The 22,503-nt window shown below is 67.5% G+C and carries 23 protein-coding genes; 11 read left to right on the top strand and 12 right to left on the bottom strand.

The window, feature by feature from the left end; translation table 11 throughout:
* Positions 1-83 precede the first annotated feature (83 nt).
* The 7 genes from N5C91_RS16360 (at position 84) to N5C91_RS16390 (ending at position 8,199) form a co-directional block, all read left to right on the top strand.
* The gene (locus N5C91_RS16360) at positions 84-359 is read left to right on the top strand and encodes a PepSY domain-containing protein (RefSeq protein ID WP_236175124.1); all 276 of its coding nucleotides are present in this window, start codon (positions 84-86) and stop codon (positions 357-359) included.
* Positions 356-1,630 (top strand): exo-alpha-sialidase, encoded by a 1,275-nt coding sequence (locus tag N5C91_RS16365; RefSeq protein WP_279830531.1) that lies wholly within the window; start codon positions 356-358, stop codon positions 1,628-1,630. Before N5C91_RS16360 ends, N5C91_RS16365 begins: the two co-directional genes overlap by 4 nt.
* Positions 1,627-2,268 carry a hypothetical protein gene (locus N5C91_RS16370; RefSeq protein WP_236201973.1) on the top strand — a complete coding sequence of 214 codons (642 nt, stop codon included), beginning with the start codon at positions 1,627-1,629 and terminating at the stop codon, positions 2,266-2,268. The genes N5C91_RS16365 and N5C91_RS16370 overlap by 4 nt, the downstream gene beginning before the upstream one ends.
* Complete coding sequence (locus N5C91_RS16375; RefSeq protein ID WP_279830532.1) at positions 2,265-4,301, top strand: LTA synthase family protein; 2,037 nt, start codon at positions 2,265-2,267, stop codon at positions 4,299-4,301. Before N5C91_RS16370 ends, N5C91_RS16375 begins: the two co-directional genes overlap by 4 nt.
* A gap of 375 nt (positions 4,302-4,676) precedes the next feature.
* Positions 4,677-4,892 (top strand): hypothetical protein, encoded by a 216-nt coding sequence (locus N5C91_RS16380; protein ID WP_279830534.1) that lies wholly within the window; start codon positions 4,677-4,679, stop codon positions 4,890-4,892.
* A 499-nt stretch (positions 4,893-5,391) separates the two neighbouring features.
* Entirely contained in the window at positions 5,392-6,897 is a 1,506-nt protein-coding gene (locus tag N5C91_RS16385; protein ID WP_279830535.1) for an APC family permease, read from the top strand.
* 120 nt (positions 6,898-7,017) lie between these two features.
* Positions 7,018-8,199: an iron-containing alcohol dehydrogenase gene (locus tag N5C91_RS16390; protein WP_279830536.1), complete on the top strand. Its 1,182-nt coding sequence runs from the start codon at positions 7,018-7,020 to the stop codon at positions 8,197-8,199.
* On the opposite strand, the gene N5C91_RS16395 is transcribed toward N5C91_RS16390, so the two are convergent.
* The gene (locus tag N5C91_RS16395) at positions 8,196-9,104 is read right to left on the bottom strand and encodes a LysR family transcriptional regulator (RefSeq protein WP_236201968.1); all 909 of its coding nucleotides are present in this window, start codon (positions 9,102-9,104) and stop codon (positions 8,196-8,198) included. The genes N5C91_RS16390 and N5C91_RS16395 overlap by 4 nt on opposite strands.
* A 130-nt stretch (positions 9,105-9,234) precedes the next feature.
* Between N5C91_RS16395 and N5C91_RS16400 the strand changes: the two genes are divergently transcribed.
* Positions 9,235-9,720: a GFA family protein gene (locus N5C91_RS16400; RefSeq protein WP_279830537.1), complete on the top strand. Its 486-nt coding sequence runs from the start codon at positions 9,235-9,237 to the stop codon at positions 9,718-9,720.
* Positions 9,721-9,723: 3 nt separating this feature from the next.
* On the opposite strand, the gene N5C91_RS16405 is transcribed toward N5C91_RS16400, so the two are convergent.
* Positions 9,724-9,939 (bottom strand): hypothetical protein, encoded by a 216-nt coding sequence (locus tag N5C91_RS16405; protein WP_236175115.1) that lies wholly within the window; start codon positions 9,937-9,939, stop codon positions 9,724-9,726.
* A 107-nt stretch (positions 9,940-10,046) separates the two neighbouring features.
* Here N5C91_RS16405 and N5C91_RS16410 point away from each other — a divergent pair, with 107 nt between their 5' ends.
* Positions 10,047-11,555 carry a winged helix-turn-helix domain-containing protein gene (locus N5C91_RS16410; RefSeq protein ID WP_279830540.1) on the top strand — a complete coding sequence of 503 codons (1,509 nt, stop codon included), beginning with the start codon at positions 10,047-10,049 and terminating at the stop codon, positions 11,553-11,555.
* Positions 11,556-11,597: 42 nt separating this feature from the next.
* On the opposite strand, the gene dmpG is transcribed toward N5C91_RS16410, so the two are convergent.
* Genes dmpG through N5C91_RS16430 form a run of 4 tightly spaced genes read right to left on the bottom strand, consistent with a single transcriptional unit; the run spans position 11,598 to position 15,177 of the window.
* Positions 11,598-12,632 carry a 4-hydroxy-2-oxovalerate aldolase gene (dmpG, locus tag N5C91_RS16415; protein ID WP_279830541.1) on the bottom strand — a complete coding sequence of 345 codons (1,035 nt, stop codon included), beginning with the start codon at positions 12,630-12,632 and terminating at the stop codon, positions 11,598-11,600.
* Positions 12,629-13,552, bottom strand: coding sequence for an acetaldehyde dehydrogenase (acetylating) (locus N5C91_RS16420; protein WP_279830542.1), 924 nt, complete (start codon positions 13,550-13,552; stop codon positions 12,629-12,631). The genes dmpG and N5C91_RS16420 overlap by 4 nt, the downstream gene beginning before the upstream one ends.
* 9 nt (positions 13,553-13,561) lie before the next feature.
* Complete coding sequence (locus N5C91_RS16425) at positions 13,562-14,353, bottom strand: fumarylacetoacetate hydrolase family protein (RefSeq protein WP_279830544.1); 792 nt, start codon at positions 14,351-14,353, stop codon at positions 13,562-13,564.
* Positions 14,350-15,177 carry an alpha/beta fold hydrolase gene (locus N5C91_RS16430; RefSeq protein WP_279830546.1) on the bottom strand — a complete coding sequence of 276 codons (828 nt, stop codon included), beginning with the start codon at positions 15,175-15,177 and terminating at the stop codon, positions 14,350-14,352. Before N5C91_RS16430 ends, N5C91_RS16425 begins: the two co-directional genes overlap by 4 nt.
* A 378-nt stretch (positions 15,178-15,555) precedes the next feature.
* Here N5C91_RS16430 and N5C91_RS16435 point away from each other — a divergent pair, with 378 nt between their 5' ends.
* Together N5C91_RS16435 and N5C91_RS16440 are read left to right on the top strand one after the other, a co-directional pair.
* Positions 15,556-16,326, top strand: a complete 771-nt coding sequence (locus tag N5C91_RS16435; RefSeq protein WP_279830547.1) for an SDR family oxidoreductase — start codon at positions 15,556-15,558, stop codon at positions 16,324-16,326.
* A 4-nt stretch (positions 16,327-16,330) separates the two neighbouring features.
* The gene (locus tag N5C91_RS16440; RefSeq protein ID WP_279830549.1) at positions 16,331-16,807 is read left to right on the top strand and encodes an SRPBCC family protein; all 477 of its coding nucleotides are present in this window, start codon (positions 16,331-16,333) and stop codon (positions 16,805-16,807) included.
* A 240-nt stretch (positions 16,808-17,047) separates the two neighbouring features.
* On the opposite strand, the gene N5C91_RS16445 is transcribed toward N5C91_RS16440, so the two are convergent.
* The 6 genes from N5C91_RS16445 to N5C91_RS16470 form a co-directional block, all read right to left on the bottom strand.
* A complete protein-coding gene (locus N5C91_RS16445; RefSeq protein ID WP_347815401.1) occupies positions 17,048-17,434 on the bottom strand; it encodes a nuclear transport factor 2 family protein in 387 nt (128 codons plus the stop codon).
* On the bottom strand, positions 17,431-18,633 hold the full coding sequence (locus N5C91_RS16450; protein ID WP_279830554.1) for an acetyl-CoA C-acyltransferase: 1,203 nt from the start codon (positions 18,631-18,633) through the stop codon (positions 17,431-17,433). Before N5C91_RS16450 ends, N5C91_RS16445 begins: the two co-directional genes overlap by 4 nt.
* Positions 18,634-18,745: 112 nt before the next feature.
* The gene (locus tag N5C91_RS16455; RefSeq protein WP_279830555.1) at positions 18,746-19,204 is read right to left on the bottom strand and encodes a MaoC family dehydratase; all 459 of its coding nucleotides are present in this window, start codon (positions 19,202-19,204) and stop codon (positions 18,746-18,748) included.
* 1 nt (position 19,205) lies between these two features.
* The gene (locus tag N5C91_RS16460) at positions 19,206-19,988 is read right to left on the bottom strand and encodes an SDR family oxidoreductase (RefSeq protein ID WP_279830557.1); all 783 of its coding nucleotides are present in this window, start codon (positions 19,986-19,988) and stop codon (positions 19,206-19,208) included.
* Between the two features lie 12 nt (positions 19,989-20,000).
* On the bottom strand, positions 20,001-21,194 hold the full coding sequence (locus tag N5C91_RS16465) for an acyl-CoA dehydrogenase family protein (protein ID WP_279830559.1): 1,194 nt from the start codon (positions 21,192-21,194) through the stop codon (positions 20,001-20,003).
* The gene (locus tag N5C91_RS16470; RefSeq protein WP_279830561.1) at positions 21,191-22,357 is read right to left on the bottom strand and encodes an acyl-CoA/acyl-ACP dehydrogenase; all 1,167 of its coding nucleotides are present in this window, start codon (positions 22,355-22,357) and stop codon (positions 21,191-21,193) included. Before N5C91_RS16470 ends, N5C91_RS16465 begins: the two co-directional genes overlap by 4 nt.
* Positions 22,358-22,503: the final 146 nt, after the last annotated feature.

A 22,503-nucleotide genomic window follows, 5' to 3' on the forward strand; every position in this document is an offset into this window, starting at 1 on the left:
GCAGTGTAACTGCTTGTTATATTTAACATTTAATTCACATTTCGGTTTCTAACTTGGCGCCTTCGACCTACCGGACAGGCCCCATGTGGAAGCTCATCCCGCTCGCTGCCGCCCTGGGCAGCACCAACCTCGCCTTCGCCGACGCGCAATGCACCCGCGCGGACCGATCCACCTGGCAACAGGAATCAATCTTCCGCTCGGCCATGAAGCAGCAGGGCTATCGCATCACCAAGTTCCGCGTGACACCGGGCAACTGTTACGAGATCTACGCCTTCAACCCGCAGAGCGATCGTGTCGAACTCTACTTCCACCCCGTCACCTTCGCCCTGGTGAAAGCCGAGCCGGTGCTGCGACGATGAACAGGCTGGCCCTCAGATCCGCAGGCGGCCTGCTGGTCGCCGCCGTCTTCGGCTTTGCCTGGTACCAGTCGCCCTCATTCGACGTGGCCGATTTCGCTGCCAGCGCACCCGCCGGGGGCGCGGCGCCCGCCGAGTTGAGCCGACGCTTCGCCTCCTCGGACATGCGCGATTTCGTCCACTCCGCCTCCCTGACCGCCCTGCCCGACGGCGCGCTGATGGCGGCGTGGTTCGCCGGCACCCGCGAGGGTTCTGCCGATGTGCAGATTCGCGCCGCGCAATTCGATGCCGACACCCGGCAATGGTCCAGCGAGCGCGTGCTGGCCACGCGCATCGACACCCAGCAGGCGGTACGCAAGCACATCCGCAAGCTCGGCAACCCGGTCATCGCCCTCTCGCCGGACAACCGCCTGTGGCTGTTCTACGTCTCCGTCTCGGTCGGTGGCTGGGCCGGCAGCGCGATCAATGCCATGCATTCGGACGACCTCGGCCGCACCTGGAGCACGCCACGCCAACTGGTGACCACGCCCTTCCTCAATCTCAGCACGCTGGTGCGCGGCGCACCGGTGTTTCACCGCGACGGCTCCATCGGCCTGCCGGTCTACCACGAATTCATGGGCAAGTTCGCCGAGTACCTCTACCTCAGCCGCGACGGCGAGGTGCTGGATAAATTCCGCATCAGCAAGGGCAAGCATTCGCTGCAACCGACGGTGGTGGCGCAGGACGGCCGGCAGGCCATTGCCCTGCTGCGCTATGCCGGCGAGCAGCACCATCGCGTGCTGGCCAGCCGCACCACCGACGCCGGGCAGACCTGGAGCGAGCCGCAACCGGTGGAGCCGAGCAACCCCAATTCGTCGCTGGCTGCCGTTGGCCGCGCCAACGGCAACCTGCTGGTGGCGATGAATGACCTGGAGGACGGCCGCTTCCGTCTCACGCTCTACGAAACCGACGCGCAACTGCGCAACTGGCGGCTGGTCTCGCAGATCGACGAATCTCCCGACCCCTGGGGCGACCCGGTGCCGCCGCAAGTCTTCCGCGCGCTGATCGGCGCAACCTGGGACGAGGTCGATGCGCGGCAACAGCAGGCCCTGGAGCAGCACTTCCTCGCCAGCGTCAGCCAGCGCATGTGCGAATCCGGCCAGTGCCGCTTCGAGTACGAGTACCCCTACTTCGCCCGCGATGCCGCCGGTGCCTACCACCTGGTCTATTCGTGGAACGACACCTTCATCAAGCACGTCAGCTTCACCGACGCCTGGGTCGAGGGCAAACCATGACGTTCGGACTCTGGCAGGCGCACCTTGCGCTGGCGCTGTTGCTCTTCCTGCTTGTCGCGCCGTATGGCACCGCACGTCACTGGCAGGCGCTGAAACTGGCGGTGGCAGCCGCCCTGACCTGGCTTCCCGTGGATGGCATGCCGCTGGCCATCCTGGTGCGCAGCTTCACCCACGACCTGTCCAGCAGCCTGCTGGTGCTGCTGGCCGGCTTCAGCCTGGCGCACCTGGCCAGCGTACCGATCCGTGCCAGCCACCTGCGCGACGTGCTGCCGGCCTTCGCCGCGCTGGCGCTGGCGCTCTACCCGGCGTCCCTGGGCCTGAGCTATCTGGACCCGTTCCGCTGGGGCTACGAGCCGACCTGGCTGCTGGCGGCGATGGCCGTGCTGACCCTGCTCTTCCTGCTGCGCGGCAATGGCCTGGGGGCAGCAATGCTGCTGGTCGCGACGCTGATGTATGCCTTGCGCGGGGACGGCTCCGGCAACTACTGGAACTACCTGCTGGACCCGCTACTGGCGCTCTACGCCTGGGTCTACTGCCTCAGGCGGGCCGGCCTTGCGCTGCTGCGGCGCGCCCGCAGGCTGTTCGCCGGTGCGCGCACTGCGCAACGGCCCACGGATTTCGCCGAGATCGAACGATGAGTTGGATTCGCTCCAGACGCCTGCAATACCTCACCGGTGTCGCCGCCGTGCTGTTCTGCCTGTTCGCGCTGCTGCGCGGGGTCTTCCTGTTGGGCTTTTCCGGGCTGCCGTGGCAGACACTGGGAGAAAACCACAACGTCCTGCGCACCCTCGGCATCGGTCTGCGCTTCGACCTGCGCCTGGCGCTGCTGATCGTCCTGCCGCTGATGCTGCTGGCCTGGCTGCCCTGGCTGAACCTGCTGCGCAGCCGCGCCGTGCGCTGCTTCGCCCGCGTCTACCTGGCGCTGGCCGTGGGCCTGGTGCTGCTGGTGCATATCCTCGACTTCGGCCACTACGCCTACCTCGGCGTACGCATCAATGCCACCGTGCTGCGCTTCATCGAGGACGCGCAGATCTCCACCGGTATGGTCTGGCAGACCTATCCGGTCATCTGGATCAGCCTTGGCTGGCTGGCCTGCCTGATGCTGACGCTCGCCGTGCTCTGGCAACTCGAACGCAGGACACTACAGCGCCCTGGCACGCCGATCTCGCGTGGGGCGGTCGCCGCCGGTGCGGCGCTGGTCTCCACGCTGGTGTTCCTCGGCCTGCTCGGGCGGCTCGACAACCTCAACCTGGAGAACCCGGTGCCGCTGCGCTGGAGCGACGCCTTCTACAGCGGCGACGCGCAGATCGCCGCGCTCGGGCTGAACCCGGTGGTGTTCCTCTACGACACGCTGCGCGTCGACCCCGTCGCCTATGACGAGGCCGAAGCGCGCAAGCACTACCCGTTGATGGCGAGCTACCTCGGCATCGACAGCCCCGACGAGCAAGCCCTCGACTACCGCCGCCAGCAACCCGCGCAAGCTTCGGCGCTGGCCGGCGGACGCCAGCCGAACGTGATCTTCGTCATGCTGGAATCCCTCGGCACGAGCGCCGTCGGCGCCTACGGCAACCCGCTGAAGCCAACCCCGAACCTCGACCGCATTGCCCGCGAGGGCTGGTTCTTCCGACACTTCTACGTGCCGGTGACCGGCACCGCGAAAACCGTCTGGGCCAGCATCACCGGCGTGCCGGACGTGACCCGCGAACAGACCGCCACGCGCAACCCGCTGATCTCCCGCCAGCACAGCCTGATCAACGCCCTGGACGGCTACGAGAAGTTCTACATGATCGGCGGCAACGCCGGCTGGGCGAACATCAACGCGCTGATCCAGCGCGGCATCGATGGCGTGCGGCTGTACGAGGAGCGCCACTGGAAGGCACCGCTGGTGGACGTCTGGGGTATCTCCGACCTGGACTTCTTCAAGGAGGGCACGGCGATCCTGCGCCAGTTGCCGAGAGAGCAGCCGTTCTTCGCCTACCTGCAAACCTCCGGCAACCACCGGCCCTTCACCATCCCGCGCGACAACGACGGCTTCCGCGCGCTCGACCTGCCGCTGGAGCAGGTGCAGGCCGCCGGCTCGCGCAGCCTGGAGCAGTTCAACGCGGTGCGCCTGCTGGACTTCAACATCGGCAAGCTGCTGGAGATGGCCGAGCGCGATGGCTACCTCGACAATACGATCTTCGTGTTCTTCGGCGACCACAACACGCGCATCAGCCAGATTCCGCATATGGCGCCAGGCTTCGAACAGCTGGGCCTGGAGAGCAACAACGTGCCGCTGATGATCTACGCACCGGGCCTGCTGAAGCCCCGCGAGTTCAATGAGGCCGTGGGCCTGGCGGACCTGCTGCCCACCGTGCTCGGCCTGCTCGGCAAGCCCTATGTCAACGGCGGCATGGGCCGCGACCTGCAGCAACCCGCTCCGGAAGGCGAGCGCGTGGTGCCGCTGGTGCTGCGCGAAGGCACCTTCCCGCTCATCGGCGGCGTAACCCGGCGCTTCCTCCTGCAGATGCAGCACGATGGCAGCGCGCCAACCCTGCATGACATCTACTCGCCGACGCCGATGGACAACGTCGCGGGGCATCATCCGGAAGAATTCCAGCGCCTTGCCGCGCTGACCCGGGCGATGCACGAGACCTCGCGGGCGATGCTCTACCGCAACGTCCGCGAATGACCTGTTCACCCATGCAAAGGGGCCGCGCGATGCGGCCCCTTTTCTGTGCGGATCAACCATGCCGCGAAGGTCCTTGCAGGACAGCTCGCGACTCATTAGGCCGCTTGCATGGATTCGTTAGCCAGCCTTAATGATCGGTGTTTTTTCGATCAGTCCGAACTCAGCCGACTGCGCTCAACACCTGGCTGCAACCCAGAGCCTTCGGCGCATCCACGGATTTACCGGGCAGCACCGGTAGATACCGATGCGCTGAGCGCACGGCGATTCGATCATTTCCAGCAGTTTTCCTCATGGGTTCGCCCGGTGACCCATCAGTAGACTGTGGCCACTCGCGAGCAATCACCCACCAGAACTCCATTACCCGAGAATTTCCGCATGAAACTGCTCACTGCCAGTGCCCTGATCCTCGCCGCCCTGCTCGCCAGCCAGGCTTCCATGGCCGAAGAGTCACCGCTGATGACCAACCGCCTGACCCAAGCCAACTATCAGGCCATGCAGGCCACCCGCGCCAAGACCGATGCCGAGCAGCAGACCGCACAGAATGCCCAGCCCGACGCCGCGAAGAGGGCCGAGCAGGACAAGCACTGCTGATAGCGCTTCACACCGGGAGCGCACCGCCGCTCCCGGTTCCCCATCCCCAGCATCGACCTGGTTGCCTTGTGCAGGAGCGAGCCTGCTCGCCAACCCGCATCCTTCCCGACGACCCCGGTGTGCGCCTGGCCTTTTCGCGAGCCAGCTCGCTCCTGCAGGTTGACCGCCCGACCGCCCATACCAGCACAGAACGATAGCGCCGACAGCGCGCGCACACAGGACAATCCATTGCGCCCCGGCGCTGCGCTGGCATCATTCCACGCACCAGGCCTTAAACATCAGCCCCAACTGATGTCAGCTCAATCAAATATGAATTTTCCCTGATGCGGCAGCCCCCTACTCTGGCAACGCGCTGCATTGACAGCGCCAGCTACTCAGTCGTCCTCTAGAGACGCGGGTTCTCGATAACAACTCCAACTGCCCCGAGGATCTCCCATGTGCCTTTGCCCGCTCATGCCTGGCCGTGAATCCCCCTTTGCCCAGAACACCGGAGGCCGGCATGTCTGACCTTCGCAACCCCGTGGCCCCCAACAGCAACGGCGACGAAAGCCTGCTCGCCAGCCACGGCTACCGCCAGGAACTGGACCGCGGGCTGAACCTGTGGTCGTCGTTCTCGGTCGGCTTCGCCACCATTTCCCCGGTCGTCGGCATCTACTCGGTAATGTCGCTGGGCGCCATGAGCGTCGGGCCGTCCTGGGTGTGGGTCGTGCCCCTGTGCCTGCTGCTGCAGTTGACCGTGGCCCTGGTGTACGCCGAATTGTCCTCGCAGTTTCCCCTGGCCGGCGGCTGCTACCAGTGGGTGCGCCGCCTCATCGGTGACCGCGCCGCCTGGTTCACCGGCTTCCTCTACCTCGCCTCCGCCCTCGCCTCGCTGACCACCGTGGCCTACCTCGGCGGTTTCTGGCTCGGCCTGCTGCTGACCGGCGAACCGCCGTCGGCCAACGCGCAGGTAGTCTGCGGCGCGGCGCTGCTGGCCCTGGGGCTGGGAGTGAACCTGCTGGGCATCAACCCGCTGAAGTACTTCGTCAACGCCGGCATCTTCGCCGAGGCCATCGCCTCCATCGGCATCGGCGTGCTGTTGCTGCTGTTCTTCCGCAACCACTCCTTCGCGATGCTGTTCAGCAGCCTGAATGCCCTGGAAGTCTCCGGCGGCACCTACTGGAGCGGCTTCCTCACCGCGCTGGCCGTGGGTGGCTGGGCCTTCCTCGGCTTCGATGCCTGCTCGCAGATTTCCGAGGAAACCACCGACGCCCGCGTCTCCACGCCCCGCGCCATCCTGCGTTCGATGCTGGTGGTCGGGCTGACGGTGATGCTCACCGCCTTCGCCGTCACCCTGTCGTACAAGGACCCGGCCGCCGTGGTCAGCGGGCAGATCATCGACCCGGTGACACCCGCCGTGGTGGACGCCTTCGGTGCCTGGGCCGAGCACCCGTTCGTGGCCATCGTGCTGGTCGCCTTCGTCGCCTGCGTGGTCTCGGTGCAGACCTACATCGGCCGCGCCATCTTCGGCATGGCCCGCGATGAAATCCTGCCCGGCTCCGCGCTGCTGCGCCGCGTCGACAAGCGCAAGGTGCCGATGGCCGCGATGGTCTGCAGCACCCTGCTGGCCAGCCTGGGCCTGGCGCTGGGGCTGAACGCCACGGCGGTCGGCACGCTGATCGCCTTCGGCAGCGGCGGCTTCTTCTTCGTCTTCCTGATCGTCGCCGCCAGCGCGCTGTACGCCCGCCTGAGCGGCCGCTGGGACCCGGACAAGGGCGCGCTGAAGCTTGGTCGCAAGGGCCTGCTGGTCAACGTCATCGCCGTGGTCTGGCTGGTGTTCGAGGCGATCAACGTGGCCTGGCCGCGGGAGATGCTCGCCCCGCCCGGCGCGCCCTGGTTCCAGGTCTGGGCAGTGGTCGTGGTGTTCTCCGCTCTCGCGCTGTTCGGCCTGGCCTACCTGTTCATCGCCAAGCCGCACCGCCGCATCGCCACCAGCCTGAGTTTCGCCGGCCGCGCGGTCGGCTGAGCCAGCCCGCCTGAATCATCGGCGCCGGTACAGACCGGCGCCCGCCTTTCCCCACCTTCCCGCCGCTGGCTTCATGAATAGCCGGCACGGGCAGGCCATGCCTGAAGTCCGGAGCTTGTCATGTCCACCCTGAACTACTGGAACTACCCCACGGAAATCCTCTGCGGCGTTGGTGCACTCGACCAACTGGCCGAGCGCTGCCGCCTCGCCGGGATGCGCAAGCCGCTGCTGGTCACCGACCCCGGCATGCTCGAACTGCCGCCGCTGCACGAGGTGCGTCGGCGCCTGGAAGCCGCCGGCATCGATTACGCACTGTTCCACGGTTTCTCCAGCAATCCCGCGCTGGAGGAAGTCAACGCGGGCGCCCGCGCCCTGGCAGACGGAAAGCACGACTCGCTGATCGCCCTGGGCGGCGGCAGCGCCCTGGATGCCGCCAAGGGCATCGCCCTGCTCAGCCGCGACGCCAACGGTCTGCACAACTTCGAATGGTCACAGCTGATCGCGCGCTACCCGACCCTGGGCGACCACCCCGCCCTCGACCTGCCGCCGCTAATCGCCATTCCCACCACCGCCGGCACCGGCTCCGAGCTGGGCCGCGAGGCTGTGCTGACCGACACTGCACGCAACATCAAGATCGTCGTCGGCCACCGCGAGCTGCTGGCGCGCTCGGTGATCCTTGACCCGATGCTCACTGTCGGCCTGCCGAAATCGCTTACCGCCGCCACCGGCATGGATGCCCTGACCCATCACCTGGAATCGCTGTTCTCGCCGCTCTACCACCCGATGTCGGCCGGCGTCGCCATCGAAGGCGTGCGCCTGGTGAAAGAGCATCTGCAGCGTGCGGTGCACAATGGCACCGACCTTGCCGCGCGCGAAGGCATGCTGGTGGCCTCGGCCAGCGCCGCCGTGGCCTTCCAGAAGGGACTGGGTGGCGTCCATGCGCTGGCCCACCCGCTGGGCGCCAAGCACCACAAACACCACGGCCTGCTCAACGCGGTGCTGTTGCCCTACGTGCTGGTGGCCAACCGTCCGGCCATCGAGGCCGACGCCACGCGCCTGGCCCGCTACCTGGAGCTGCCGGAGGCGAGCTTCGACAGCCTGCTCGGCTGGGTGCTGGAGCTGCGTTCGGCGGTGGGCATTCCCCACTCCCTGAAGGAACTGGGCCTGGATGGCGAGGATGCGCAGTGGGTCGGCGAACAGGCCGTGGCGGACATCTCATCCTCCGAGACCAACGCCCTGCCGCTGCAGGCCGAGGACTACTCGCGCATCTATCTCAACGCCGTCAACGGCGTCCTCGGCTAAACCCCAGGCCCGAGCCCGTGGACGCTCAGCAGGTCCTCGATGAACGCGCGGGCGGCCTCGCTGCGGGGCCGCCCGGCATAGGTGATCATGCTGTGAGTCACCTCGTAGCAGAGCTTTTCCGGTAGCAGCGGCTTCATGCGCCCGCGTTCGACCCAGATGTTCGCGTAGTGGGTCGGCAGGTAGCCCAGGTGCGTACCGGCCAGCACCGAATGCGCCACTGCCTCCATGTGATGCGCGGTGGCGCTGCTGCGTTCGGGGCGGAACGGCAGTTCCTGGTCAGCCGGCAGGAAGCCGTGGCGCACCCAGTTGCAGTCGGCGATCTGGCGCAGCGTCGGCTTGCGCGCGGTGAACAGCGGGTGGCGCTCGCCGCAGAACACGCCGATTTCCTCGGTGTACAGCGACAGGTAATCCAGGGTCGGCCGCGTGCGGCTGAAATACGAGATCGCCAGGTCCAGCTGGCCGTCGATCACCGCCAGTTCCAGTTCGGTGGGCGAATTCACGTAGAGGTTCAGCTGCACGTCCTGCTCGCGGCCGTGGAAGGCCGCCAGGGTCTCGTCGAAGCGTGCCTGCGGCAGCGTCGTGACATTGTCCGCCAACCCCAGGTACAGCTCGCCCACCAGCTTACCGGAGAGCGCCTGCGCCTGGTCGCGGAACAGTCCGATGGCATCGAACATCGCCTGCGACGCATCGAGAATCCGCTGCCCTTTCGCGGTCAGGCGGAAGCCACCCTTGCCGCGCTCGCACAGCCGGTAGCCCAGGCGCTTTTCCAGGCTGCCGATGTGCATGCTGATGTTCGACTGGCTCATGTTCAGTTCGGCCTGCGCCGCGGTGAAGCCGCCGCACTTCACCACGGAGGCGAAGATGCGCAGCAGGCGCAGATCGAGGTCGGTGAAATTCCTGAGCATGGGCAGAGTCCGGCGCTGGGCGGGCAGCTAGTCTACTGCACGGGGCACGACCAGTCCCGTTGCTGCGATGCGCTGGAATTCCCGGCGCGCCCGCATGTCTCTGCCCAGCTATCCCAGATGGAGAGAAGCCATGCTGCTCGAAGGTTCCTGCCACTGCGGCGCCGTGCACTTCAGCCTGCACAGCGCCCATCCCTACCCTTACCAGCGCTGCTACTGCTCGATCTGCCGCAAGACCCAGGGCGGCGGCGGTTACGCCATCAACCTCGGCGGCGACGCCGCCAGCCTCAAGGTGCGCGGGCGCCAGCACATCAGCATCTACCACGCGAAAATCCGCGAGGAAGGCCAGCGCACCCATACCAGCGGCGCCGAACGGCACTTCTGCAGCCTGTGCGGCAGCGGCCTGTGGCTCTACGACGCGCGCTGGCCGGAGCTGATCCATCCCTTCGCCTCGGCCATCGACACGCCCTTGCCGGTACCACCCGAACACACGCATCTGCTGCTGCGCTCGAAGGCCGACTGGGTCGAGGTGGCGGCCGGCCCGCAGGATCTGCAATTCGACGACTACCCGCAGGAGTCCATCGCCCAGTGGCATCAGCGGCTGGGTCTGGAAAAGTAAGGGTCACGCTCGCCAGAACGGTTTGGCGATCTCCAGCGCCACCTGGCGCCGCGTCAGGCCGATGTCCTCGATCAGGTGCGGATTGGCCCTGGCCATCCCGGCGAGCTGGCGGCGCAGCCGTGCACGCGCCTGCCAGAGGGCAAGCAATTGCCACAGGGTCGGCAGGCTGAGCGACCGCAGCGAGACTTCCGGCAGCAGCAGGCGGGGAGTATGGTTCATGGCAACCTCCGTTCATCTCGTGCCTCTTGGGGCCGAGCATGGCGGTAGCCCGCAGCGCCGTCCTCAAGCGGCGCCAAACACTTGCAAAAACTTGCAAAGGGGGCGTCATGCAGCAATCGCGTCTGGCTTTCGGCCCCTTCGTGCTCGATGGCGCTGCCGGCCTGCTCAAGCGCGACGAGCGACCCGTCGCCATTGGTTTTCGCGCGCTGAACCTGCTGCAGACCCTCCTCGACAGGCCGGGCGAGATTCGCACCAAGGCCGAGCTGATGGACGCTACCTGGCCCGGCCTGGTCGTCGAGGAAGGCAACCTCACCGTGCAGATCGCCCAGCTGCGCAAGGTGCTGGGCGAGGCGCCTGACGGCGGCTCGTGGATCACCACCGTGCCGCGTGTCGGCTATCGCTTCAGCGGCAGCGTACAGCGCCTGGCGGATGCGCCACGCAGGCTGCCGGCCCCGCCGGAGGAGCCGTCGATCGCCGTGCTGCCCTTCGTCAACCTCGGCGACGACCCGCAGCAGGCACTCTTCGTCGACGGCCTCAGCGAGGACCTGACCACCGAGCTGTCGCGTGTCGGCGGGCTGTTCGTCATCGCCCGCACCTCGGCCTTCGCCTACAAGGGCAAGGCCATGGACGTGCGCGAGATCGCCCGCGAGCTGGGCGTGCGCTACCTGCTCGAGGGCAGCGCCCGGCGTGCCGCTGCACGTGTGCGGATCAACGCCCAACTGGTGGACGCCAGCACCGGCGAGCACCTCTGGGCCGAGCGTTTCGAGAGCCGCCTTGAGGACCTCTTCGACCTGCAGGACCAGCTCACCGGGCAAATCATCCAGGCCCTGCTCGGCCACCTGCGCACGCCACTGCCACGCAATCGCCCGAAGAGCCTGGAGGCCTACGAGCTGTGCGTGCGCGCTCGCCGCTTGATGGACGATTCGCCGCTGGCGGCGCGCGAAGCGCAGCTGATGTTGAGCCGCGCCATCACCCTCGACCCGCAGTACGCCGAGGCACGACGCTGGCTGGCGATGAACCACTGGATGGGCTGGATACACAGCGGCGGGCCGACACCGCTCGAGCGCGAAACGGCCCTGGCGCAGGCGCGCGAGGCCGTGGCCATCGACCCCAACGATGCCGGCTGCCGCTGGAACCTGGCCTACCTGCTGACCTACGAACGCCAGTACGAGGAAGCCGACGCGCAGTTCCAGCGCGCCATCGAGCTGGACCCGAACGATGCCGACGCCTGGACGGCGTTGTCCGATGTCACGGTATTGGCCGGGCGCATCGACGATGGCCTGGAGTACATCCGCCGGGCCTTTCGCCTCAACCCCTTCCCCGCTGGCTGGTACTACCTGACCCTCGGCCAGGCGCAGTACGCCGCGCGCGATTACCAGGGCGCCATCCAGACCCTGCGCCGCGACGAGACCTACCGCAGCAGCTCACGGCGCTTCCTCGCCGCCAGCCTGGCGCAGTTGGGCCGTTTGGACGAAGCCCATGCGGAGAGCGAATTCTTCCTGGTCAGCAATCCGGGCTTCACCATCCGTCACTGGGTGGAGACCGAGCCGCTGCGCGATGCGGCAGTGCGCGAGCACTTCGTCGCAGGCTTCCGCCAGGCCGGCCTGCCCGACTGAACACTGCGCCGGCTGCGCGCAAGGCAGCCGGCGCGGTTCCACTCAGGTCGGCAGCAGCCCGGCCTTGGCCGCCATGGTCAGGGCCAGGTCCTCGATCATGTCTTCCTGGCCACCGACGGTGCCGCGCCGTCCCAACTCCACCAGCAGGTCGCGGGCAGAGATGGCATAGCGCGCCTCGGCACGCTTGGCGAACAGCAGGAAGGAGCTGTAGACGCCGGCGTAGCCCAGGGTCAGCGCGTCACGGTCGAGGCGGATCGGCTGGTCCATCATCGGCACCACGCGGTCCTCGGCGACATCCATGATGCCGTACAGGTCGACGCCGCAATCCACGCCCATGCGCTTGAGCACGGCGACGAAGACTTCCAGCGGCGTGTTACCGGCACCCGCACCCAGGCCGGCCACCGAGCCATCGATGCGCACAGCGCCGGCTTCGATGGCGGCCAGGGAGTTGGCGATGGCCATGCCCAGGTTGTGGTGGCCGTGGAAGCCGACCTCGGTCTGCGGCTTCAGCTCGGCGCGCAGCAGGCCGATCTTCTCGCTGACCTCCGCCGGCAGCATGTAGCCGGCCGAGTCGGTGCAGTAGATGCAGTTGGCGCCGAAGCTCTCCATCAGCCGCGCCTGTTCCAGCAGCTGCTCGGCGCTGACCATGTGCGCCATCATCAGGAAGCCGACGGTATCCAGGCCCATCTCGCGGGACATGCCGATGTGCTGCTCGGAAACGTCCGCCTCGGTGCAGTGGGTCGCCACGCGGATAGTGGACACACCGCAACCGTGGGCCATCTTCAGGTGCTCGACGGTACCGATACCCGGCAGCAGCAGCGCCGAAACCTTGGCCTGCTTGAGCCTGGGAATCACCGCCTCGAAGTACTCGCGGTCGCTGTGGGCCGGGAAGCCGTAGTTCACCGAGGCGCCTCCCAGGCCATCGCCATGGGTGATCTCGATCAGCGGCACGCCAGCCTCGTCGAGGCCGGTAGCCACAGAAACCATCTGCTCCAGGCTGATCTGGTGGCGCTTGGCATGCATGCCGTCGCGCAGGCTCATGTCGTGCAGGCGGACCTTCTTACCTTGCAGGTTCATGCTGTTACTCCTTGGCGGGCCGGCAATTGCAGGGCGCCCTGGTGGGCTTGTTCGGCGAACATCTCGGCGGTGCGCAGGCCGGCGGCGGTCATGATGTCGAGGTTGCCGGCGGACTTGGGCAGGTAGTCGCCCAGGCCTTCCACCTCCAGGTACACCGAGACGCGGTTGCCCTCGAACACCGGGCCGTTGATCAGCTTGTAGCCCGGCACGTAGCGCTGCACCTCGCGGATCATCTCGTACACCGAGCTGCGGATTGCCGCCTGGTCCGGCGTGCCGGCGGTCAGGCAATGGATGGTGTCGCGCATCATCAGCGGCGGCTCGGCGGGGTTGATGACGATGATCGCCTTGCCCTGCTTCGCCCCGCCGACCTGCTCGATCGCGCCAGAGGTGGTGCGGGTGAATTCGTCGATGTTCTTGCGCGTGCCCGGGCCGACAGAGCGGGACGAAACGGTGGCGACGATCTCCGCGTAATCCACCGGTTGCACTCGCGAGACCGCCGCCACCATGGGAATCGTGGCCTGGCCGCCGCAGGTGACCATGTTGACGTTCATCGCCAGGTTGCCGGCGTGCTCGGCGAGGTTCACCGGCGGCACGCAGAACGGCCCGATGGCCGCCGGGGTGAGGTCGACCATGATCACGCCGAGGGCATTGAGCTTGCGGCTGTTCTCGGCATGCACGTAGGCGGAGGTGGCATCGAAGGCGATGCGGATGTCGTCGTCCAGCACATGCGGCAGCAGGCCATCGACGCCCTCGGCGGTGGTCTTCAGGCCGAACTCGCGGGCACGCGCCAGGCCATCCGAAGACGGGTCGACGCCAACCATCCACACCGGTTCGATCCACTCGGACCGGCGCATCTTCATCAGCAGGTCGGTGCCGATGTTGCCTGGGCCGATGATCGCGGCCCGTAGTTTCTTGCTCATGGATGACTCCTATGCACGGAAGGACACCCGGGCGCTGCCCAGGCCGTCGATATCCAGTTCGAAACGGTCGCCGGCACGCGCCGGCTCCAGGGGCACCAGCGAGCCGGAGAGGATGATTTCGCCCGCCTTGAAGGGGATGCCGAAGGCGCCCAGGGTGTTGGCCAGCCAAGCTACGGCGGTGAGCGGGTTGCCCTGCACCGCCGACCCCAGGCCCTCGCTGATCGGCACGCCGTTCTTGCGCACGCGCATGCGCAGATTGGGCAGGTCCAGCTCGCGCGGGTCGCGTTCCACTTCACCGAGGACGAACACGCCGCAGGAAGCGTTGTCGGCCACGGTGTCCTGGATGCGGATCTTCCAGTCGTGGATACGCGAATCGACGATCTCGAAGCAGGCCATCACGCATTCGCTGGCCGCCAGCACATCGGCCTCGGTCACGCCGGGGCCCTTCAAGTCGTGCTTGAGGCGGAAGGCGATCTCACCCTCGGCGCGGGGCTGGATCAGGCGGTTTTCCGCGAGCGAGATGTCGGCGCCATTGGCGAACCACATCCGCCGGGTGATGAAACCGAAGTCCGGCTGGTGCACGTCGAGCATGCGCTGCACGGCTGCGGAGGTGACGCCGATCTTCTTGCCCACCAGCTCGTCGCCGTCGGCCAGGCGGCGTTGCAGCATGTGCTGGGAGATGCGGTAGGCATCCTCGATGCCGATCTCGGCCCAACGCTCGGTGAGCGGCGCCAGGGTGCGGCCCTCCATGAGCGCGGCGTAGAGTTCATCGGCGTGCTGACGCTGGAGCAGCTCGCTCATGCGGCGTCCTCCGCGAGGAAGGCCAGCACTTCGCGATTGAACAGCGCACGGTGCTCGACCATCACCCAGTGCCCGCACTCGCTGAGCAGCACGAAGCGGATGTTGCGGCACGCCTGCATCAGCGTCTGTGCGCCGCTGGCCGGGCAGAACCTGTCGTTCATGCCCCAGAAACCGAGGATCGGGCAGCTCAGCCCGGCCAATTGCGCCGACAGGTTCGGCACCTGCATGCGGGTCAGCACGCAACGCGGCTGCTCCTTCACCACGGCGACCCGCTCGTGCACCGTTTCATCGCTGATCTGTGTGGCATCGAAGAGCTGCAGCGAGAGCAGGCGACGCATGCCGGCGGCGTCGTTCAGTTCACCGTTGGCAAAGGCCGCGCCCATCTTCTGGATCCCTTCCATCTGCAGGTAGTACTGCTCCTTCTCCATCAGGCCGCCGGGCGCCATCAGCACCAGGCGGGCAATGCGCTGCGGCTGGTCGAGGGCCATCCTGATGGCGATGGCGCCGCCCAGGGAGTTGCCCACCAGGGTGCAGCGGGCAATGTCCAGCGCGTCGAGCAGGCCGAACAGGGCATCGACGAAGAGATCCAGCGTGTAGTCGGTTTCCGGCTTGTCGCTGGCGCCGTAGCCCGGCAGGTCCGGCACCAGCACGCGATGGCCGGCGGCGGCGAATTCCGGGTAGTTCTGCTTGAAGTTGCTGTGCCCGCTGGCGCCGGGGCCACTGCCGTGGATGAACAGCACGGCGTCACCGCTGCCGTTGTCCAGGTAATGCAGTCGGAGTCCGTCGTTGAGGGTGACGAAGTGCCCTTGCGGCAAGGCGGCCATGGCGTCGCTCCTGGCATTGAGTGTGCCGGGATTATTTCGGCGCCCTGGCCGGTGCCACATCGTCCGAGAGGACTACGGCAGGCGTTCGCATGGACCGCCCTGCGTAGGATGGCGTGGAGCGCAGCGATACCCATCGAATCCGTGCACCGACCGCATGGGTATCGCTGCGCTCCACCCATCCTACGGGGCAGCGGCACCGCCCCCTGGAACCGAACGGCTCTTCGTAGGAGCGAGCTTGCTCGCGAAGGGCGCTATCCAACGACACCTCACTGACCGCCCGCACCATGCTCGAACCAAGGCTTCGCCCTAGTCCCTTCGGACGTGGGCGCGCGAGGCCGCCGCGCCTAGCCTGCAAGCCTTCCCCAGAGAGGAACGGACATGACGAGAGCATTGGATTTCAGCGGCCAGGTGGTGTTGGTCACCGGCGGCGGCAAGGGTGTGGGCCGGGGCATCAGCCAGCGCTTCCTGGAACAGGGCGCCGCGGTGGTGATCTGCGGTCGCGAGGCACCCGAACAACTGCCCAGCCACGAAGGGCGTGAGGCCTGGTTCATCCCCTGCGACGTGCGTGATTTCGAGCAGTTGCAGGCCCTGATGGCGGCCATCGATGAACGCCATGGCCGCCTGGATGTGCTGGTCAACAACGCCGGCGGCGCGCCCCACACCAATGCCGCCGAGGCTTCGCCACGCTTCTCCGAGGCCATCGTCCGGCTCAACCTGCTGGCGCCGCTCAATCTCTGCCAGTTGGCCAACCAGCGCATGCAGCAACAGCCCAGCGGCGGCAGCATCATCAACATCTGCAGCGTCAGCGCCACCCGCCCTTCTCCCGGCACCGCCGCCTATGGCGCAGCCAAGGCCGGGCTGCTCAACCTGGGCCGCTCGCTGGCGGTGGAATGGGCGCCGAAGGTGCGGGTGAACGCGGTGATCGGCGGGCTGATCCGCACCGAGCAGAGTCACCTGCACTACGGTGATGAAGACGGCCTGCAACGCGTTGCCAGTACTGTTCCGCTGGGGCGACTGGCCGAGCCCGGCGATATCGGCGATGCCTGCCTGTATCTGGCTTCACCGCTGGCGGCCTATGTCAGCGGCGCCGAGATTGCCTTGCACGGCGGCGGCGAGCGCCCTGCCTTCCTCGAAGCGGCCCAGGGATGACGCCATGCTCAGTGCCCGACACGAACTGATTCTCGACCTGCCCCACGCCGCCGCCTGGGCGCGCCTGCGCGACCTCAGCCTGGCACCGCACTATGTGCCCGGCCTGACCAGCTGCGACTTCCACCCCGGCCCGCGCGAAGGCCTCGGCGCCAGCCGGCGGGTGCACATGAAGCGCGGCTTCCTCGACGAAAGCGTGGTCGACTGGCGCGAAGGCCAGGGCCTGGTGCTGCGCCTGCACCGCGCCGAGCAGGGACCGCCCTTCCCGTTTCGCCAGGCCAGTTTCCGCTATGCGCTGCTTCCCGAGGGAGAGGCGCGCACCCGCCTGCTCCTGAGCCTGGACGGCGACCTGCGCGGCGGGCGCCTGGGTGAATGGCTGCTGGCCGGCGCGCTGCGGCGGACCGTGGCGAAGATCGCGCTGAACCTGAAAGCCTTCTACGAAACCGGCAAGACGCAGAACGCGGATTACCCGTCTGCTCCGTGAGATGAGCTGTGCGTAGGAGTAACAGTCTTTCTCGGGAAGCCCGTGCCGATGCTTTCCCCTCACCCCAGCCCTCTCCCCAGGGAGAGGGAGCCGATCGTGCCGATTGACGCTGGAGTGTCATCCTGCACCGTACGGTCCCCTCTCCCTCTGGGAGAGGGCTAGGGTGAGGGCTGACCGGAGCACGGACCGATCAGGCGGGAGTGGACTCCTACGGGTTACAGCCCGGCCCAGACGCAGCCTTCACTCCGGCCGCTGTTCCAGGTTGAGGTCCCCCCAGTACGCCTTCATGCTGCGAATCAGGCCTTGCTCGTCGAACTCCATCACGTCGATCACATGCAGGCTGCACGGCGTGCCGTTCCAGTTCAGGTCGACGCGGAACGGCATGGCGCCGCAACCGTTGCCGGTGACCCGCACCGGCCCGGTGAGCTGGGCGCTGACTTCGGCGCGGCCGAGCCCTTCGCGGTAGAAGCGCGCGATGGCCTCGATCCCGACCTGCGCGGGCGAGCCCACCGGGTCCTCGACCACCGCGTCATCGGCATACAGCGCCAGGATGCCATCGATATCGCCGGCATCCACCAGTTCCACGTAGCGCGCCATGCGCCGGCGGATCAGTTGGGCGTCCATCAGGCCACCTCGAACAGCGCGGCCGCGCCCATGCCACCGCCGATGCACATGCTCACCACCACGTAACGCACGCCACGCCGACGCCCTTCCAGCAGCGCGTGGCCGGCCATGCGTGCGCCGGACATGCCGAACGGATGGCCGATGGCAATGGCGCCGCCGTTGACGTTCAGGCGCTCATCGGGGATGCCCAGCTTGTCCTGGCAGAACAGCACCTGGCAGGCAAAGGCTTCGTTGAGCTCCCACAGGCCGATGTCGTCCATCTTCAGGCCATGGCGCTGCAGCAGCCTGGGGATCGCGAAGACCGGCCCGATACCCATCTCGTCGGCATTGCAGCCGGCCACCGCCAGGCCCCGGTAGATGCCCAGCGGTTGCAGCCCACGGCGCTCTGCCTCGCGCGCTTCCATCAGCAGCGATGCCGAGGCGCCGTCGGAGAGCTGCGAGGCGTTGCCGGCGGTGATGAACCGCCCCGCCTCGCTCCACTGGCCGCCCTGCCACACCGGTTCCAGCGCAGCGAGGCTGGCAAGCGTGGTATCGGCACGGTTGCATTCATCGCGGTCGATCAGCACGGTTTCGTGGCGGCTTTCGCCAGTGGCCTTGTCCAGCACCAGGCGCTGGGCGTGCAGGGGTAGGATTTCGTCGGCGAACAGGCCATCGCGCTGCGCTGCCGCCGTGCGCTGCTGGCTGCGCAACGAATAGGCGTCCTGGGCCTCACGGCTGATGCCGTAGCGTGCAGCGACGATCTCGGCGGTCTCGATCATCGGGATATAGGCCGCCGGGTCGTGCGCCAGCACCGCCTGCGACTGGTTGCGGTAGGCGTTCTTGTGCTTGTTCTGCACCAGGGAAATGGACTCCAGGCCGCCGGCCACGGCGATGTCCAGTTCATTGCAGGCGATGGACCTGGCGGCGATGGCGATGCTCATCAGGCCCGATGCGCACTGGCGCTCCACGGCCATGCCGGCCACGCTCGACGGCAGGCCGCCGGCGATGGCGCAGAGGCGGCCGAGGTTGTAGGCCTGGGTGCCCTGCTGCGCGGCGGCGCCGATGATGACGTCCTCCACCTCGCCCGGCTCGACGCCGGCGCGGCGTACCACTTCGGCCACCACTGCGCCGCCCATGGCAGGCGCCTCGGTGTCGTTGAAGGCACCCCGGAAGGCCTTGCCGATGGCGGTGCGGGCGGTGGAGACGATGACGGCTTCTCTCATGATGGGTTCCTTCGGTAGTCCTGGGTTGGCGCCCTGTAGGAGCGAGCTTGCTCGCGAATCGACCTCGCAGCGGGACTCGTTCGCGAGCAAGCTCGCTCCTACGAAGAGCCGCTTATGCGGGGTAGTAACGGCTGATGGTGTCCACCACGCAGCCGGGGCGTTGTTCGCCCTCGATCTCGACACTGACGCGCACGGTGGCCTGTACCGCGCCCTTTACCGCCTCGGCGGCGACCAGCTCGGCGCGGCCACGCACGCGGGCGCCGGCCTTGACCACGTTGGGGAAGCGCACGCGGTCGCAGCCGTAGTTGACGCCCATGGCAATGCCACGCACCTCGACGATCTGCGGCAGGAACAGGTTGACCAGCGCCAGCGTCAGGTAGCCGTGGGCGATACAGGTGCCATAGGGGCCGCTGGCCGCGCGCACGGGGTCGACATGGATCCACTGGTGGTCGCCGGTGGCCTGCGCGAACTGGTCGATGCGCGACTGCTCGACGGTGAGCCAGTCACTCTCGCCCAGCACTTCGCCGATACAGGCCAGGAGTTCTTCCGGATGCTCGAAGACACGCGCCATGTCAGGCCCTCTGGCTGGAGACCGACAGTACTTCGCCGGTCATGTAGGAGCTGTAGTCGCTGGCCAGGAACATCATCACGTTGGCGATTTCCCAAACCTCGGCGGCGCGGCCGAAGGCTTCGGTGGAGGCCAGTTTCTCCAGCAGTTCCTGGGGAGCGGACCTGCGCAGGAAATCGTGCAGGGCGATGCTCGGGCTCACCGCGTTGATGCGTACGCCTTGCTCCGCCGCCTCCAGCGCGGCACAGCGGGTCAGCGCCATCACCCCGGCCTTGGCCGCGGCGTAGTGGCTCTGTTCCTTCTGCGCGCGCCAGCCGAGCACCGAGGCGTTATTGACGATGGCACCGGCGCGGCGCTCCAGCATGTGCGGCAGCATGGCGCGGGTCATGCGCATGGTGCCGGTGAGCGTGACGTCGAGGACGCGGCTCCACTCCTCGTCAGTCATTTCCACCAGCGTGCGCGAGCCGCCCAGCCCTGCGTTGTTGATCAGCACGTCGACACCGCCCAGGCGTTCCTCGGCGGCGGCTACCAGGGCGCGTACCTGCTCCTCGCTGGTGACGTTGCACACCTGCCCGTATACCGCCTGCAGCCCGCAGGCCTGGCGGATGCGCTCCACCGCCTCGTGCAGCCGGCCTTCGTGGATATCGCTGATCATCAGCGCGCGGCAGCCTTCCTCGGCGGCGCGCAGGGCGGCGGAAAAACCGATACCGGCGCCCGCGGCCGCGGTGATCAGCACCGACTTGCCGCGCAGCAGGCCGCGGCCGGATACGTATTCGGGTTTGAGCATGAGTGCGATCTCCTAGCGAGGCACCTTGGGTTCTCTGGGCAGGCCGAGCGCACGCTCGGCGATGAGGTTGCGCTGGATCTCGTTGCTGCCGCCATAGATGGTGTCGGAGCGGCTGAACAGGAACAGGCCCTGCAAGCGGCTGAGCCGGTACGGCGAGCCGTCGAGGATTTCCGCCTCGGCGCCGAGCACGTCCATGGCCAGCTTGCCCAGCCGCGCGTGCCAGTCGGACCAGCACAGCTTGTAGATCAGCGCCTCGGGCCGCAGGCCGCCGTCCTGCGCGCCGGAGAGCATGCGCAGCGAGTTGTAGCGCAGCACCTTGAGCCCGCCCCAGGCCTCGGCCAGGCGCTGGCGCAGCAGCGGATCGCGGGCGGCGCCATTGGCGCGGGCAATGCGGATGATCTCGTCCAGCTCGTTGTGGAACTGCATCTGCTGGCCAAGGGTGGACACCCCACGCTCGAAGCCCAGCAGCGCCATGGCGATCTTCCAGCCATCCCCCGGTGCGCCGAGCAGGTTCTCGGCGTCGGTTTCGGCGTTGTCGAAGAACACCTCGTTGAACTCCGACGTGCCGGTCAGCTGCTCGATCGGCCGCACGCTGATGCCCGGCTGGTGCATCGGCACCAGCAGGAAGCAAAGGCCGTGGTGGCCGACGCTGCCCGCCTCGCTGCGGGCGATGACGAAGCACCAGTCGGATTCGTGGGCCAGCGAGGTCCAGACCTTCTGCCCGTTGATCCGCCACACGCCACGCTCGGCGTCGAAGGTGGCGCGGGTCTTGACCGCCGCGAGGTCGGAGCCGGCGCCCGGCTCGGAATAGCCCTGGCACCAGAACTCCCGGCCGCTGACGATGCCCGGCAGCAGCCGGCGTTTCTGCTCCTCATTGCCGAAGGCAGCGATGGTCGGCCCGGCCAGCCCTTCGCCGATATGGCCCATGCGACCGGGACCGCCGGCGCGGGCGTATTCCTCGTGGAAGATCACCTGCTGGTTGATCGACAGACCGCGCCCGCCGTGCTCCCTGGCCCAGCCCACACAGGTCCAGCCGCCTTCGGCGAGCTTGCACTCCCAGGCTTTGCGCTCCTCCGGGAAGCTGTGTTCGTCACCAGGCCCGCCGCGGAAACGCAGCGGCTCGAACTCGCCGCGCAGGTTGTCCGCCAGCCACTGGGCAACTTCACCGCGAAAGGCTTCGTCGGCGGCGTCGAATCCGATCTTCATTGGCGTTCCTCCAGGATCGCGGCAGCGATGCGCTCGCGGTGCCAGGCGGGCGTGCCGAACAGGCCCTCGCCGGCGCGGGCGCGCTTGAAGTACAGGTGCGGGTCGTACTCCCAGGTGAAGCCGACGCCGCCATGCAGCTGGATCGACTCGGCGGCGCAGTGGAAGAAGGCTTCCGAGGCGTGGGACTTGGCCACGGCAGCGGCCAGCGGCAGCTCGGAGGCGAGTGCCGAGTCGCCCTCGGCATCCAGCGCTGCCTGGGCCACGCACGCGGCGTGGTAGAGCGCTGAGCGTGCGCACTCGACCTTCACCATCATGTCCGCCATGCGGTGCTTGAGCGCCTGGAAACTGCCCACCGGGCGGCCGAACTGCTGGCGTTCGCGGGTGTAGGCAACGGTGAGATCGAGTACCTGCTGGGCGCCGCCGACCTGCTCGGCGGCCAGCGCGATGGCCGCCAGTTGCAGGACGGTCTGCAGTTTCGGCCAGGCACTGCCGGCTACGCCGAGCAATGCGTCGGCGGGGAGATAGAGATTGTCCAGTTCGATTTCGCCGAGCGGGCGAGTCTGGTCCAGCGTGGCCAGGGCGCGACGCTGCAAACCGCTGCTGAGCGCAGGAACGGCGAACAGGCAGATGCCCTCTTCGCCCCGGCTGCCGGCCAGCCGCGCGGGGATCAGCAGCAGGTCGGCGCTGTGGCCATCGAGCGCCGGGCGCAGGCGGCCATCCAGCACGAAGCCTTCACCCTCCTTGCGCGCCTGGACCTGAACCGCGCCGACGTCCGGCGCGCCTTCGGCGCCCAGCACCAGGGTGGCACTCAGGCTGCCCTCGGCGAATGCCGGCAACCAACGCGCCTGTTGCGCCGCGTCACCCAGCAGGCGCAGGGCGCAGATGGCGATGGCGCTGGCGAGGAACGGCAGCGACGCCAGGCGACGGCCCAACTGTTCCTGGACGATGGCCAGCTCGACGAAGCCCAGCCCCAGGCCGCCGTGGGCCTCGGGCACCAGCAACGCCTGCCAGCCGAGTTCATCGCGAATCCGCTGCCAGAGCATGGCATCGTGCCCGCCCGCGGCCATCGCCGCGCGCACGGCGCTGGTAGGTGAAGCATCGGCGAGGAAGCTTTCCGCGCTGTCGCGGATCATCAGCTGCTCGTCGGTGAAGGCGAATTCCATGGAAGGCGGCCCTGTGGTGTCGGATGGGCGCAGTCTGGCGGGAGATGCCCGGGCGGGAATCGTCCGAATGGACGTGAGGCAATGCACTGCAGTGGGCCAGACAATGTACGAGCGAGCTTGCTCGCGAACCCGGCCCGCAGCGGGGA

It is taken from the genome of Pseudomonas sp. GD03903 (genome assembly GCF_029840045.1).
GTDB lineage: Bacteria > Pseudomonadota > Gammaproteobacteria > Pseudomonadales > Pseudomonadaceae > Pseudomonas > Pseudomonas pseudonitroreducens.

Excerpts from the sequence above, each read along its gene's own strand:
- N5C91_RS16360 (WP_236175124.1), top strand. The coding sequence starts at position 84 with ATGTGGAAGCTCATCCCGCTCGCTGCCGCCCTGGGCAGCACCAACCTC.
- N5C91_RS16365 (WP_279830531.1), top strand. The coding sequence starts at position 356 with ATGAACAGGCTGGCCCTCAGATCCGCAGGCGGCCTGCTGGTCGCCGCC.
- N5C91_RS16370 (WP_236201973.1), top strand. The coding sequence starts at position 1,627 with ATGACGTTCGGACTCTGGCAGGCGCACCTTGCGCTGGCGCTGTTGCTC.
- N5C91_RS16375 (WP_279830532.1), top strand. The coding sequence starts at position 2,265 with ATGAGTTGGATTCGCTCCAGACGCCTGCAATACCTCACCGGTGTCGCC.
- N5C91_RS16380 (WP_279830534.1), top strand. The coding sequence starts at position 4,677 with ATGAAACTGCTCACTGCCAGTGCCCTGATCCTCGCCGCCCTGCTCGCC.
- N5C91_RS16385 (WP_279830535.1), top strand. The coding sequence starts at position 5,392 with ATGTCTGACCTTCGCAACCCCGTGGCCCCCAACAGCAACGGCGACGAA.
- N5C91_RS16390 (WP_279830536.1), top strand. The coding sequence starts at position 7,018 with ATGTCCACCCTGAACTACTGGAACTACCCCACGGAAATCCTCTGCGGC.
- N5C91_RS16395 (WP_236201968.1), bottom strand. The coding sequence starts at position 9,104 with ATGCTCAGGAATTTCACCGACCTCGATCTGCGCCTGCTGCGCATCTTC.
- N5C91_RS16400 (WP_279830537.1), top strand. The coding sequence starts at position 9,235 with ATGCTGCTCGAAGGTTCCTGCCACTGCGGCGCCGTGCACTTCAGCCTG.
- N5C91_RS16405 (WP_236175115.1), bottom strand. The coding sequence starts at position 9,939 with ATGAACCATACTCCCCGCCTGCTGCTGCCGGAAGTCTCGCTGCGGTCG.
- N5C91_RS16410 (WP_279830540.1), top strand. The coding sequence starts at position 10,047 with ATGCAGCAATCGCGTCTGGCTTTCGGCCCCTTCGTGCTCGATGGCGCT.
- dmpG (WP_279830541.1), bottom strand. The coding sequence starts at position 12,632 with ATGAACCTGCAAGGTAAGAAGGTCCGCCTGCACGACATGAGCCTGCGC.
- N5C91_RS16420 (WP_279830542.1), bottom strand. The coding sequence starts at position 13,552 with ATGAGCAAGAAACTACGGGCCGCGATCATCGGCCCAGGCAACATCGGC.
- N5C91_RS16425 (WP_279830544.1), bottom strand. The coding sequence starts at position 14,353 with ATGAGCGAGCTGCTCCAGCGTCAGCACGCCGATGAACTCTACGCCGCG.
- N5C91_RS16430 (WP_279830546.1), bottom strand. The coding sequence starts at position 15,177 with ATGGCCGCCTTGCCGCAAGGGCACTTCGTCACCCTCAACGACGGACTC.
- N5C91_RS16435 (WP_279830547.1), top strand. The coding sequence starts at position 15,556 with ATGACGAGAGCATTGGATTTCAGCGGCCAGGTGGTGTTGGTCACCGGC.
- N5C91_RS16440 (WP_279830549.1), top strand. The coding sequence starts at position 16,331 with ATGCTCAGTGCCCGACACGAACTGATTCTCGACCTGCCCCACGCCGCC.
- N5C91_RS16450 (WP_279830554.1), bottom strand. The coding sequence starts at position 18,633 with ATGAGAGAAGCCGTCATCGTCTCCACCGCCCGCACCGCCATCGGCAAG.
- N5C91_RS16455 (WP_279830555.1), bottom strand. The coding sequence starts at position 19,204 with ATGGCGCGTGTCTTCGAGCATCCGGAAGAACTCCTGGCCTGTATCGGC.
- N5C91_RS16460 (WP_279830557.1), bottom strand. The coding sequence starts at position 19,988 with ATGCTCAAACCCGAATACGTATCCGGCCGCGGCCTGCTGCGCGGCAAG.
- N5C91_RS16465 (WP_279830559.1), bottom strand. The coding sequence starts at position 21,194 with ATGAAGATCGGATTCGACGCCGCCGACGAAGCCTTTCGCGGTGAAGTT.
- N5C91_RS16470 (WP_279830561.1), bottom strand. The coding sequence starts at position 22,357 with ATGGAATTCGCCTTCACCGACGAGCAGCTGATGATCCGCGACAGCGCG.